Here is a 13,015-nt window from a genome sequence, read left to right on the forward strand (position 1 = left end):
CGGGGGACACCGGGCTCAGACCGTGGGGTCCGGAGCGGACCGGGTCCAGTGGACCCTGACCATGAAGTGGCCCTCGACCGCGGTCTTGGCGATCACCACACCGGACTCGGCGTTGAACTTCATCCCGAACTCGATCTCGTACTCGTCCGGTCCCAGCGCCTGGACCGAGTCGATCACCGACCGGATCGCGGGGCGGGCCTGCGCGAGGGCGTCCTCCAGTCGCCGGCCGGCCCGGACGACCTCGCCCGAATCCCGGGAGATCCGTTCGAGCCCCGGCGCGTCATCGGCCACCTCGACCTGCAGCGAGGCTCCGTCCGGCCCGTCGAAGGACACTACCTCGGTCATCAAGTCCCCTTGCGGTAGCGGTTGTTGGATACGATCACGCCTTCCGGTGGATCGATCATAATGGCCGGAACAGCAGATCGGCGCAGGATTCGGGGATGCGATGATGCACCCTCGGTGCGGCCCACGACGGCTTCGCCGAGTCGGCGCACCCGGGGGACGGAGACCGTCGTGAACGATGCCGGACGTGAGATCGCCGCCGCCCTGGACGACGCCGGGACGGGCGGCACGGAAGCCGCGGTCGCACTGCGGGTGCTCGGCCGGGCCTTCCGGTGGGCCGCGTCGGCGCTGGCCGAGGTGGAGGACGGTGCCGGTGGCGCCCATGCGCTCGCCGCTCTGTACGACCTGGACGAGGCGCTGGAGGAGAGCCGTGCACTCGCCGACGCACTGCCCGCACTGCTGGTTGCCGCCATGCCCGGGGACCAGGTCGGCGGCGGCACCGAGGCGCTGATGCGGCAGCTCGCCGAGGTCGCCGACCGGGTCGAGAGCGAACGCGCCGCCCTGGAGAAGCTCGTCGCCACCGAGGAGGCGCTGCGCAGCCGGCTCGCCCGGCACGGGGCGCTGCGCCGGCAGGTCGATGAACTGCGCCGCCTGGAACGGCTGGTGCTCGCCCTGGACGCCCTCCAGGAGCAGCAACAGGTGATCGCGGACCGGCTGGCCGACCTGCGGGGCCGGGACGCCGGGGTCGACGAGGCGCTGCGCACCAGCAGCGACGCCCTTGTGCGACTCTCCGAGGACAGGCTCGCCGCCCTCGCCCCCCAGACCCGGCAGATCCTCGAACGGGCCGCCGCCGCGCAGCGCGCACTGGCCGCGGAGGAGCGCGAGCACGACGAGGGAGCGGCCGAACTCGCCCTGTTCGAGGAGCGGTTGGAGCAGATCAGGGACGCGTGCGGCGCGCGGGTCGCCTCCTTGCAGAAGTACGCGGCCGTAGACCGGGACCTGGCCCGTGCGCTCGGCGCGTTGCCGGAGGCGCCCGCCGGTACCGCCACCGCACGGCAGCGGCTCTCGCTGGCCGAGGTGGAGGCCGCCATGGCCGACATCGAGAGCCGGCTCCGCGCGGCCGACGAGGCGCTCCGGCAGGTGCTGACGGAACGCGAAGCCCAGGAGCGGGACGGGAGGTTCACTGTCCCGTGGGCGGGGTGAGGTGGGCGATCGCCGATCCCGCGGCGTGATGCGCCGCCCCGGCCATCACCAGGCGGGCGGGTCGGGGACGTCCTCGGGCAGGAACTCCGAAGGGGCCGCTCGCCCGGGAGCCTCGGGGTCGTAGCGGGCGGCCATCCGCGCTTCCATGAGCTCCAGCAGTTTGCGCACCGTGCGGGCATTGCCGAACGCGGCCGGGTCGGCCCGACGGGTCGCTTCGAGCCAGGCGGCAGCGCGCTCCGGTACGCCCCGGGCCAGCGTGCAGCGCTCGCTCGCGGCCATGCGGCGGAGGATCTCGATCAGGTCGCCGATGCCGTAGTGGGGGAAGGGCACACGTGTCGTGAAGCGGGACGGCAGGCCGGAGTTGGCGGCCAGGAAGGCGTCGATCTCACGGGGGTAGCCCGCCGCGATCACCACGAGGCGGCCCCGCCGGTTCTCCATCTCCTGGACCAGCGTGTCGATCGCCTCCTTCCCGAAACCCCCGTGCTGGATGTCGCTCACGAGGCTGTAGGCCTCGTCGATGAACAGCACCCCGTCCAGCGCGTCCTGCACGGCCTGCCGCACCTGCCGTGCGGTGTGCCCCAGGTAGGCGCCGACCAGGGAGGCGCGGCCGACCTCCACCACATGCCCCTTGCGCAGCAGGCCCAGGTCGCGGAACATCGCCCCGGCCAGCCGGGCCACGGTGGTCTTGCCGGTCCCCGGCGGCCCGGTGAACAGCAGATGCGGCGGGGCGAACCCGCCCTGGCCCCGGGCCTGTCGCAGCCGCAGCCGGTTGGCCAGGTCCGTCAGCACCTCGCGCACCGGTCCGAGCCCTACGTACGCGTCGAGTTCGGCCAGCAGTTGCGCGGGATCCGGCGCGGGCCGTTGCAGGAAGGCGCGGTAGTTCTCGGGTACGTCCCCGGGGGCGACCGGTTCGTCCACCCGGCCGCGCACGCGGCGGGCCCACTGCTTGAAGACGCTGTCGGCGAGGGTGCGCATGTCGCGGGCGTTACCGAAGGAGTCGCTCCGCGCGTGGTGCATCCCCGTGATGATCTCCCGCAGCCGGTCCTCGGTGTCGGCCGAGGGCCGGGCGCCGCGTTCCGCCAGCCGGCGCAGCGCGATGGTGTGCAGGGTCTGTGGCGGGTAGTCGGGGAAGCGCAGGATGTTGTCCTCGGGGAACCGGCTCGCCAGACCGGGGTTGGCGGCCAGGAACTCCGCCATCTTGTCCGGGTATCCGGCGACGATCACGACCAGCCGGGCGCGGTCGTTCTCCATGCGCGCGAGCAGCGTCAGAATGGCCTCGTCGCCGAAGCCGCCGCTCTGATCACTCAGTCCGTACGCCTCGTCGATGAACAGCACCCCGTCCAGCGCCCTGTCGATCGTCGCGTCGCTCAGCCCCGCCGTCTGACCGATGAAACCGGCCACCAGGTCCCGCATCTTCGCCTCGACGACATGACCCCGGTCCAGCAGCCCCAGATCGCGGTAGAGCTCCCCGACCAGGCGGGCGACCGTGGTCTTCCCGGTGCCCGGGTTTCCGGTGAACACCAGGTGCAAGGAGGGCGGTTCGGCCGCCTCGGCGCGGCCGTCGGCGCGCAGCACCTCCATCGTCTCGACCTCGGCCCGCAACTGCTCGAAGTGCTCCCGGACCACGTCCAGGCCGGGCATGGCCGCCAGCCGTTCCCACGGACCGCGGGGGTCGGCCGGGGTGACGCCCGCGCCCGCGTCGCGTACCGCCGCCGCGCTCAACGCGGTGCCCGGTGGTTCGGCCAGCTCCGCCAGCCACGCCGCCCAGTTGCGCGCCTTGCGGGGATGGGTCGCCATGGCCCGGACGATCGTGTCCAGCTCCCGCCAGTCCTCGATCCGGAGCCCCGACCGGAGCCGCACGGCATGGATCAGCCGCTCCGTCTCGGCCGCCTGCGGATAGTCGATCCTGGCGGTGCCGGGCCGTCCCGGCTGCCTGGCCTGCTCGCGTACGAACGTCTCCAGCAGCGGGTAGTCGTGGCACGTCTCCACGAACTGCGCCACGTCCTCCAGACTGGGCTTCGAGAAGACCAGCACCCACAGATTGCCGTTGTCGTGCTGCGCGGCCCAGTTGGCCATGGCACCTGCCAGGGGCCGCGACGCCCGGTTGTAGCGCAGGTAGTTCTCGGCGTGCGGGACGACGACGGCCGTACGGCCGTCGCGCTGCCGGAGACAGTCGACCAGCGTCATGACGGCGAACGGGTCGGACAGTGCCGAGGCCGGTCGCGGCGGGCCCGTGCGGTCCTGGCGCGGTCCGGGGGCCCCGTCGGGGGTGCCGCCAGGGGGACTGCCGGGGGTGCGTGCACCGGTCACCAGGAGGTTGCCCATCGGCCCCCGCATGCCCGGGGTACGCATCGTGCGCGGCCCGGATGCCGGGACCTGCCGCGCGGCGGGGGACCTGCGGGACAGGTCGCGCGAGGCCGAGTCCCGGAAGTACAGCGGATGGTCCGTCGAGCTGAACACGATTCGCTCGTAGCCGGCGGCCCGCAGTCGCCGCCACAGCACCTGTTCCAGTGTGCACACCTGGTAGGCGCTGTCGACGAAGACATCGTTCACGCCCGGCCCGTAGAAGATGGTGAACGGCTCACCGCTGCGCAGGTCGGCTCCGCCGAACCGTTCCACTACAGGCCCGGAGAAAGCGGAGGAAGCGGGCGGTCCTTCGGTCATGCGCTGCCCTCCGCGGGACGCTCCGAGCGCTCGCGGTGCCTCGCGATGTCGGGCAGCCTCGGGTCGGGTGCCCCCGGTTCGGACACCGGCGCGGCCGGCACCGGGTGGCCGTCGTCCTGGATGGCCCGGATGACCATCTCGGCCCGGTCCTGGAGCTCGGCCTCGGCGGTGGTGTCGTGGTCGTACGACAAGACCCGCACCACGTGCTGCCCGGAGTCCCGGTCGGTCTGCGAGATGTCGAGCACGATCTCGTTGCCGTTCGCATGGCGGAGCTTGGCGTAGTAGGAGCCGCGCGGGTCAGCGTCCTCGTACTCGCCGTCGACGAATTCGTAGTAGGCCATCCCGGAGAGGGCCTGAGTCACCGCGTCCGCCAGGTTCACCCGGATCTGCGAGGACAGATGCCGCAGACACGCCTGCCCCACGGTGTCGCCGAGCGCGTTCTCCAGCCGGGGCGCTTCCTGTTCCCGCAGCCGCCGCAGTTCGTCCGTGCCGGTCCGGTCGTCACGGGCGAGCGCCAGCCCCTGTGCGGTCTCCTGCCGCAGCCGCTCCACCGCGCCGTCCGCCCAGTAGTCGACGTCCACCGTGTACCCGCCCAGCGGCAGCCCGTCGGGGCCCACGACCGGCTGACTCCGGCTGCCCTCGATCGCGTTGTCCACCGTGACCAGGGCGTCGATCGCCGCGATCTGCGCCGTGCAGCGCTCCAGTTCCCGCTGCTCGGTCTCCGCCCGCAGCTCGCTGAGCGAGTGGTACGTCTCCTGCGCCATCGCGAGCGCCGCGTCGAACCTGCCCTGCGCCGCGTTCTGCTCCGCCGTCGCCAGCCGGCCCGTCAGCCGGTCGAGCTCACCGGGCGCGTACCGCTCGTGCAGCCCCGCACGGGCCACCGCCCCGGCCATCGCCTGTGCGTCGGACAACCAGGCCCGTACCAGCTGACCGGCCCGCGTGCGGTCCTCCTTCCACCAGTCGATCTCCGCGGACAGCCGGGCCGTCTCGGCCCGTCGCTCGGCACGTTCCGCCGCGATCGCCTGCCGTACCCGCTCCTGCTGTTCGGCCAGCCGCTGCCGGGTCTCCTGCCGGAGCTGTCCGGCGGACGCGGCCAGCTCCCCGCGCAGTTCCGTGGCCTGCCGGCTGAGCCGGCGCGCGGTGTCGGCCTCCAGCTGCCGGGTCTGCTCGCTCAGCTCCTGGACCATCGACTCGTGCCGCTGCTGCCGCTGCTCGACCTCGGTGAACACCCGGTCGAGGTCGGCCGCGGTCTGCTCCCGCACCGCGTCGATCAGCCGGGGGACATTGCGCTGCACCTCCTTGAGCTGCTGAGCCTTGCGCTGGATGCGGTACCACTCCGACTCGTCGACCTGGATGCGCTTCCTACCGCTCATGGGGTTCCTGTTCTCTGACGGCCTCTCGCGCGGCCTCGGATACGTGGGGAGGTGCCGGGGCGGCCATACGGGCGCGGACGGCGTCGACCGCGCTGTCGAAGGCGCCGACCAGGCCCTGCGGGGGCACCCCGACGAGCAGCGCCTCCGGGCCGCTGACAGCGATCTCGGCGGTCCGCGGCCGGTGCGCGAAGTCGTAACCGCCGCCCGCGTGCCGTGCGGTGAGATGGTGGACCCGCTGGTTGGAGCTGCCGCGCAGCCCGCGTCCGTCGTCCAGCGCGGCCACATACGGGCCGTCGATCAATACGTCGACCTCGGCGAGGAGTTCGGGCACGCCGGGTCCGGGCGGCCGGGTCCGCAGCCGTTCCAGCCGGTGGCCGGTGAAGCAGATCACGGAGACATCCCGGATCTCCTTCGCCGCCCTCGCCACCTCGGCCAGCCCGGCCGCCTGCGCCATCGGCTCACCACCGGAGAAGGTCAGCCCGCCGACGCGTGGATCGGCCAGCAACTCCTCGGCCAGTTCCCGCGGTTCGGCGCTCCGGGCCGGCCGGAAGGGAATCCAGTCCGGCGCCATGCACCCGGCGCAGGACAACGGGCAGCCCTGGACCCACAGCACGGACCGCACCCCCGGCCCCAGCACCTCGGTGCCGACCCGGGTCGCCGCCACGTTCAGCGCGGTGCCGGTCACCGGGGCCACCCGTCGACCGGAGCGGGGCCCGGATCGGCGACATAGGTGAACGACACCCCGCTGACGACGACTCTGCCTCCCGGGGCACAGGTGGCGTCGCTCTGCCGGGCGGTGGAACCGTCCGGCGTGTACCGGATACGGAGATCGATCCGCGGCCCCTGCTCCGTGGCCCGACGCCTGCCGAGCACCTGGCCGTGGCCGCCCACCGTCGGCGGCCCGAGCGCCATCCGGCGTCCCGCCAGCACGATGCGGTCCGGCAGTTGCTCGCCGAACGCGGGTGCCAGCAGCAGCACACCGCGCAGCGGCGGCCGGTTGGTCCGCCGCCACCACAGCCAGACCGTGAGCGCCACCAGCAGAAGGGCGGCCACCAGCGCGGGCAGGAAGACCGCCGACCCCGCGGTCGCCCGCAGCGGCACGGCCGTCTGCCCGACGTGTATCGCGCGGGGTATGTCCAGCTCGACGTCGGGGGCGAGCGGGCGCTCCCACGACGAGCCGACCCGGCCGGTCAGCCGCAGTGCGGCATCGGCGTGTTCGGTACGCCGGTACGGCAGCGGGTTCCCCGCCGGCCGGCCGGTCAGCCGCACCTCGAACGTGCGGGACGCACCCGGCTCCAGGGTCACCCGGCCGGGCAGTCCGGCGACCTCGACGGACGGGCCGGTGATGGATGCCCGCAGGCCGGTGACGGTCAACGGCAGATGACGGGTCGTGGACCGGAGAGTGAGCCTCGCGGTCGCCGAGCCGCCGGTGAGGTCGATCCCGCCGGTGTCCTGCCAGTCGGCGTTCATGCCCCGGTCGGCGTCCCCGGCGAGCAACCGGGCGGCCTTGCGGGCGCGTGCCCGGTCGCCCGCGCGCGCCAGGTACCCGCCGAGGTCCTGGATGCTCTGCGGCCGGAGCACCGAGGTGTCCTGCACCACGTTCCCGAGCAGATCGGCGCCCGTCGCGCCGCTGCTCAACGGCATTGCGTACCCGGCGAGTTCGGTGCGCCGGGCGAGCGCCTGCGCCCGCTTGTGCAGCGCCGTCCAGGGCGCTCCCGAGGCGGTGGGGTAGCGGGAGCCGCGGGGCGGGTGGTGCTCGCCGTCGGTGAGCAGCACGATCGAGGCCACCGGGGAGGCGTCGTCGCGTGCGAGTTCGGTCAGCGCGGCGTTCAGCGCGGCGCCGATGTCGGTGTCACCCGCGGGGTTGGGCCTGGACGGCAGCGCCGACACGATCGCCTCGGTGTTGCCGGCCGCGCCGATGTACCGCGGTTCGGGCCGGGAGTCGAACGTGAACAGCGCGACATGGTCCTTGGGCGTGAGGCCGTCCAGGAACCGGCGCAGTGTCGAACGGACGGTGCCGTACCGGCCGCCCTGCGCCATCGACCCGGAAGTGTCCACGAGGATCACATGGTCGGCCGGCGCCTGGTCCAGCGCGAGCGCCCGGTAGATCTCGGCGCGGGTCGGGTCCTGATCACCGGGTGCCGCGTGCGCGGCCGTCACCGGCGTGGCCGCCAGTAGCGCCGCGGTGAGCACGGCGGCGCAGTTCCGCCCGAACCGGAGCGCCCACGACGGGCTTCTGTGCTTCACAGACGCACTCCCTTGGGATCGGTCCTGAGGTCGGTCGGCAGGTTGCCGAGCGGGAATTCCGCGGGCGCCCCGGCGTCCACCGGGTGCAGCACCAGCCGGGCCGTTCCGTCCACGGCGAGTCGGACACCCACATGGAAACGGTGGTTCCCGTCGCCGCCGGGCAGCGCCAGGGTGCGCACGGGCAGACTCACGGCCCCCTCGGGATCACGCACCCGCACCTCCACGGGCCGACCGGCCGCGGCTTCCGCCGGTCCGGTCCGCACCAGCAGCCGCTCTCCGCCCGCCTCCGCGAAGACCGTCGCTCCGCCCGGCTCCAGGAGTCCGGCCCCGCTGATCAGCAGCTCCTGGTCCTCCGGCCGTCCCGCCACCGTCCGATGGGCGCCCACGCACACGGCGTACGGGTAGCGGTCCGCCGGGTCGACCCGGCCCGCCGCGACCAGAGCGGCGCCGTACACCGCGGCGAGCGCCGGATCGCTGTCGGCGGGCAGCGGCACGAGGGGCCACCCGCGCCCTTCGAGATGACGCAGGAAAGGCGCGAACCGGGCGGTGCCGCCCACGGCGACCAGGCGGCCGACGGTGCCGCCGCCGTGGGCGGTCGTCTGCGTGGACGCGCCGTCGTCCGGCGCTGCCCCTGCGCCGTCCAGCGCCTCGGCCGTCGCCAGGTCCAGGCCGGCCGTGAGCCGCCGCAGGGCCAGGCGGACCGTGCCCGCGGTGATGTCGCGCCCCGCCACACGGTGAACGGCGGTTGCGTCGTAACGGTCGGGTTGGCGCTCGGCGCGGTCGAGGGCGAGGTCCAGACGGAGCGCGGCGCCGTCCTCGGCCCGGACCGCGGCCAGGACCCGGCGGCCCGCCTCGTCGCAGGGCAGGCCCGCCTCCGCCAGGAGGGCCGCTTCGAAGCCGGCCCCGTAGCCGTCGGCGGGCGCATGCCGGGCGGTCCCGGAGACCGCGACCGCGCCGGCCGTCACCACGCACCCCGACACCTCGGCCGCCGCCGCCCCGAGGTCGCACACCACGTACCGGCCGGCCGTCACCGTCCCCGCCTCCCGCAACAGGGCCAGCACGGCGTGCGGGGTGCTCAGGACGCTCAGGTGTGGCGTCCGGCCGGTTCCGTGCAGCCCGGTCAGCGCGTCGGCCTCGTGGCCCGACCGGTCCGGCCCGTCCCGCCGCGGAGCGACGATCACCAGCCGCTCGGGAACGCCGTGGTGTCGGACGTACGCGGAGTAGGCCGCACGCAGGGCACCGTCACGGCGGCCGTCCTCCTCGGCCGGTACGGGCAGGCCCTCGCCGGGGACCGCACCCGGCAGCTCGACGAGCTCCGGAGCCCCGTGCGCGCCGACGTGGGCGACCCGGGCGTACCGGGAGCCGATGTCGATGGCGACGCCCCTCACGTACGCCCCCGGTTCTTGAACTTCTTGAGGAGGCCGCGGGGTTGACTGCCCTCCTGGTACTGCTGGGCGACGGTGCGGTTGTCGGGGCGCTCGGCGTATCCGGGGGCCTGGGGCGTCGGCGGAGGCGCTGTGGGCCCGGCGCCGGGTGCGGCCCCGGCGGGAGGGGCGGGCGACGGTCGGCGCACCGGTGGCTGGGGCGGCCGGTCGTAGCTGTGACCGGTCGCGCGCAGCGCTCCGAGGATCCGGCGGTGACGGCTCTCCTCATCGGCGCTGAAACGGACCAGCTGGTCGCGGACTTCCCGGTGCCGCGTGCTGCTGCCCAGCGCCTCGTACACCGCGAATCCGAGACCGTGCAGGCGCCGGTCCAGTTCCGTCGTGAGATTGAAGGCGAACCATGGCCCGAAGTCGCCCATGAGCGAGGCGATCTCGTCCAGCAGGCGGCCGGGGAACCGGCGGTCGGGGCAGGCGTCGGCGATGATGCGGCCGATCTCGCTCAGCTCGGCGCGGCCTTCGGCGGCCACCCGCAGTCGCCGTACCGGGCGCAGCCACCCCAGGTCGCTGCGGTAGGCCAAGCCGTCGACCAGGTCCTGGGGGAGGTCGAGGCCGATCCAGCGGGAGTAGTCCGCCGAGTTGAGCCGCAGGGCCAGCCCGTCCCGGACGGTGGCCTCGGTGCTGGGCCGCTGCCGGATCCACCGGGAGAGCACCGCCCAGGAGTTGCCGGGGTCCGGCTCGTCGCCGAGCAGCGCCTCGACCACCCGGTCCTTCAACTCGGGGTCGCCCTCGGTCCGCCGCACGATCGTGGTGGCGTAGGCGTCGAGGCCGGCGCGGTCGGTGGTGAGCCGCCGCAGCCGCGGCATCGACAGGGCGAGCCGGGAATCGGCACCGTTCAGCCCGGCCAGCACCCGCAACAGGTCGGCGTCGGCGGCCGCGTCCGGCGGCAGGTCCGGCGCTCCGGGCGGTACCAAGGCGTCCAGCAGGGGCAGCACTTCGCGCTGTCTGCCACTGCCGACGACCTGCCGCAGGACGTCCCACAGCAGACCGACCACGGCCGGCCGGCCGTGTTGCCGCGCGGTCTCCAGAGCGATCCGCCACGCGTCCTCGTGCCCCGCGGCGAACTCGGCGGCGTCGGCCGGAAAGACCTCGGCCGGACCGAAGTGCCCGGTCAGCACCCCGGCGAAGCGCAGCCAGCCCGGCCTGCTTTCGACGCGGACCGACTCGGTGAGCGCCACCAGGCGGGACAGCGGCCGCAGGTCGCGGACCCGGTCCTGCAACAGCACGCGCAACCAGGCCAGCCCGGCTTCCCGGGAGTCGACCAGAGTGCGGTCGACCGCTTCGGAGATGTGCCCGAACTCGTTCTCCACCATGTACGCGAGCGACCCGACCCAGGCGGGGTCGTAGCCCTCGGTGGCGGCCAGGACGGTGAACAGCCGCTCGAACGAGCCGGGGTGCGGCACCTCCAGCCCGCGCAGCAGGTCCAGGTACCCCCTGGCCAGCGTGAGGGTCTCCTTCGACGCCGCACGGGCGACGACATCGGCGGCCAGCAGTTCCGGGACCAGCGGCGTCCAGTGCCGGGTCAGGACGGCCCGTGCGGCCCCGCCGTCCGGGCGCCGTGCGCACCCGGCCAGGAAGGTGACGACGACCCCGAGCCGTTGCTCGTCCAGCGATCCGACCGCCTGCAGATCCAGCAGCCGTTGTACGTCGTCGACCCTGCCGCGGCCCCGCCGGATGTCGTTCAGCACGGAGTCCAGCAGATCCAGCTCCTGCAGGACGCGTACCGCCACGGCGGATTCGTGCAACGGGACGGCGGCGGTGGCCGCCAGCAGGTGGGCCACCACTTCGGTGGTCGACTCCCGTTTCGCCCGCACCCGCAGCAGCTCGGCGAGATAGGTGCGGGCCGCTTCGCCCTGCGGGGCCGGCGGGCGGCCGGTGCGCAGCGGTACTTCCTGCTGTCCGGTCCGCGCGGAGGCGGCGAACACCAGCCGCAGACCGTGCTCGGCCTTGCCGGTCCAGGTGGCGCCGCTCAGCCAGGCACGGCATCCGTACGGCAGCAGCGAGCAGACGGCGTCCAGCATCCGTACCCGCTCGGCGACGTCCGGGACGGTGCCCCCGGGCGGCGGAGTGATCACCAGCTGCCGGCCGTCCAGCAGCAGGGCGGCCATCCCGGCGGCCCACTCGAAGCCCAGCCGGTCCACCGTGCCCGCCAGGTCGGCGGCCGGAGTGCGTACCGCCGTCACGGCGGCGGCCTCGGGATCGGAAACGGACCCGTCCCGGGAGACGGCCCGGTCCAGCGCGGTCCAGGTCACCCCTGCACGGCTGGCCGCGTCCCATTCGAGAAGGAGCAGCCGCCAGGTGTAACTCGGCGCTCCGGTACCGTCCTTGGACCCGTCCCAGCTGGTGTCCACCACCGCGCAGACCGAACCGGTCTCCCGGTCCGCGCCGCTGAGAAACACCCTCCAGGGCAGGCCGCTCGCCGGATCGCGTGCGTCCGGGGTCCCGGTGGTGGCACTCCACAGATAGCGCTGGGCGCGGCCGGCCGGCAGGCTGCCGGCCAGCACCTCGTACCCCATGCTGCGGCCCGGATGCTTGCCGAGGACCGCCCACTCGGCGGCCGGCCCTTTCGCACCGGAGCTGTCGCTCACCATGGCCGCCGCCTGCGCCCGGCCGCGCGGATCCGGCTCTCCAGCTCGGTCAGTGGTTCGAGGACGTTGATGGGTACGGGGGAGGTGCAGATCCGGGGGACGCGGTCGACGGTCTCCACATTGAGGTAATTGCGGTAGTCGAAGATGTGCTGGGGGTTGAGCCGGAAGCCGATCGCCGACGAGACGTAGTACGAGATGCGCTGCGGGTGGAAGAAGTTCAGCAGCCCGTCCCGTACGAGCCGGGCGTTGGAGCCCCGGAATTCGTCGCACAGCCATTGGAAGTAGTGGGCGGCCTGCTCCGCGGGCACTCGGGGCAGCCGGGAACCCACGGAGTCCTGGGTCACCCAGCCGGCCTCCACCGCCGGGCGGAACACCTTGGGGTCGTCGAACTTGGTGACGCAGACGGAGACATGGTGCGGCAGCCGGTTCCGGTGGAGCCGGCCCGCGTCCCGGACACGGGTGTTGAGCTCATTGAGCATCGAGTAGAGGAAGTCGAAGCTGTTGGTCGCCTGTTCGGCATCGAGCAGTGGGTCGAAGAGGTAGATCAGGCCCTGGGAACGGGTCAGTTGGTCGAGTACCCGTGGGCGCAGCGCGTGTTCGGTGTCCTTCCCGTAGACCTCGCCCGCCACGTCCTGGACCTCCAGTACGAAGCCCACCTCACGGCGCTTTCGGAACGAACCGTTCGGTGCTTCCTCGCCCTGGAAGGACCAGGACAGGGACCGCACGCCCACGGTGGCCTCCGGGAACACCCGGTCGCTCGCCAGCTGGGTCACGCCGGAGGTGAGGAATTCATTGGACTCCGGATTCATCCCGCTGATCACCCAGTTGGGGCGGCCCTGTCGCTGCTGCTGCATCGCGGCGATGGGCATCGCGGCCAGATAGGACGTCTTGCCGGAGCGCGGGGCGCCCCACAGCGCGATGCGGATCCGGTCCGTGGCGGTGGCCGCCGTGCCGTTCGGAGGCGCCGGGATCGCGGCCGGTTCGAGGGATCCGTCCCATCCGGAATATGAGGAGTGGGAGGACCGCGACGCATGGTGGTCGGGGAAGTACTCGGTCCCCGTCTCCTCCGGGCGGGCGACGGACGGCGGGGTGGTGTCGGGCCAGTGAAGTGTCGTGGCCTCCGAGGGGTCGGAGGGCGGCGGGGTCGCCGGTGTGGAGGGACCGCCCGAGTCCTGCGGGTTCTCGTTGGGGTCGTAGTACGGATCGGACATGGTGTTTC

Annotated in this window: 9 protein-coding genes; 1 reads left to right on the plus strand and 8 read right to left on the minus strand. The window is 73.4% G+C overall.

The window, feature by feature from the left end; all coding sequences use genetic code 11:
* Positions 1–15 precede the first annotated feature (15 nt).
* The gene (locus OG978_RS30935; protein ID WP_326768342.1) at positions 16–345 is read right to left on the minus strand and encodes a CU044_2847 family protein; all 330 of its coding nucleotides are present in this window, start codon (positions 343–345) and stop codon (positions 16–18) included.
* Positions 346–513: 168 nt separating this feature from the next.
* Between OG978_RS30935 and OG978_RS30940 the strand changes: the two genes are divergently transcribed.
* The gene (locus OG978_RS30940; protein WP_326768343.1) at positions 514–1,485 is read left to right on the plus strand and encodes a hypothetical protein; all 972 of its coding nucleotides are present in this window, start codon (positions 514–516) and stop codon (positions 1,483–1,485) included.
* 45 nt (positions 1,486–1,530) lie between these two features.
* Here OG978_RS30940 and OG978_RS30945 read toward each other — a convergent pair whose 3' ends face one another.
* Genes OG978_RS30945 through OG978_RS30975 form a run of 7 tightly spaced genes read right to left on the minus strand, consistent with a single transcriptional unit; the run spans position 1,531 to position 13,007 of the window.
* Complete coding sequence (locus OG978_RS30945; protein ID WP_326768344.1) at positions 1,531–4,149, minus strand: AAA family ATPase; 2,619 nt, start codon at positions 4,147–4,149, stop codon at positions 1,531–1,533.
* Positions 4,146–5,522, minus strand: a complete 1,377-nt coding sequence (locus tag OG978_RS30950; RefSeq protein WP_326768345.1) for a hypothetical protein — start codon at positions 5,520–5,522, stop codon at positions 4,146–4,148. Before OG978_RS30950 ends, OG978_RS30945 begins: the two co-directional genes overlap by 4 nt.
* Positions 5,512–6,207 (minus strand): 4Fe-4S single cluster domain-containing protein, encoded by a 696-nt coding sequence (locus OG978_RS30955; protein ID WP_326770223.1) that lies wholly within the window; start codon positions 6,205–6,207, stop codon positions 5,512–5,514. Before OG978_RS30955 ends, OG978_RS30950 begins: the two co-directional genes overlap by 11 nt.
* The gene (locus OG978_RS30960; RefSeq protein WP_326768346.1) at positions 6,204–7,769 is read right to left on the minus strand and encodes a vWA domain-containing protein; all 1,566 of its coding nucleotides are present in this window, start codon (positions 7,767–7,769) and stop codon (positions 6,204–6,206) included. Before OG978_RS30960 ends, OG978_RS30955 begins: the two co-directional genes overlap by 4 nt.
* Positions 7,766–9,157, minus strand: a complete 1,392-nt coding sequence (locus tag OG978_RS30965) for a hypothetical protein (protein WP_326768347.1) — start codon at positions 9,155–9,157, stop codon at positions 7,766–7,768. Before OG978_RS30965 ends, OG978_RS30960 begins: the two co-directional genes overlap by 4 nt.
* The gene (locus OG978_RS30970; RefSeq protein ID WP_326768348.1) at positions 9,154–11,799 is read right to left on the minus strand and encodes a hypothetical protein; all 2,646 of its coding nucleotides are present in this window, start codon (positions 11,797–11,799) and stop codon (positions 9,154–9,156) included. Before OG978_RS30970 ends, OG978_RS30965 begins: the two co-directional genes overlap by 4 nt.
* Complete coding sequence (locus OG978_RS30975) at positions 11,793–13,007, minus strand: hypothetical protein (RefSeq protein WP_326768349.1); 1,215 nt, start codon at positions 13,005–13,007, stop codon at positions 11,793–11,795. Before OG978_RS30975 ends, OG978_RS30970 begins: the two co-directional genes overlap by 7 nt.
* Between the last annotated feature and the right edge of the window lie 8 nt (positions 13,008–13,015).

Origin of the sequence: Streptomyces sp. NBC_01591, from assembly GCF_035918155.1 — a bacterium.
Classification (GTDB): Bacteria; Actinomycetota; Actinomycetes; order Streptomycetales; family Streptomycetaceae; genus Streptomyces.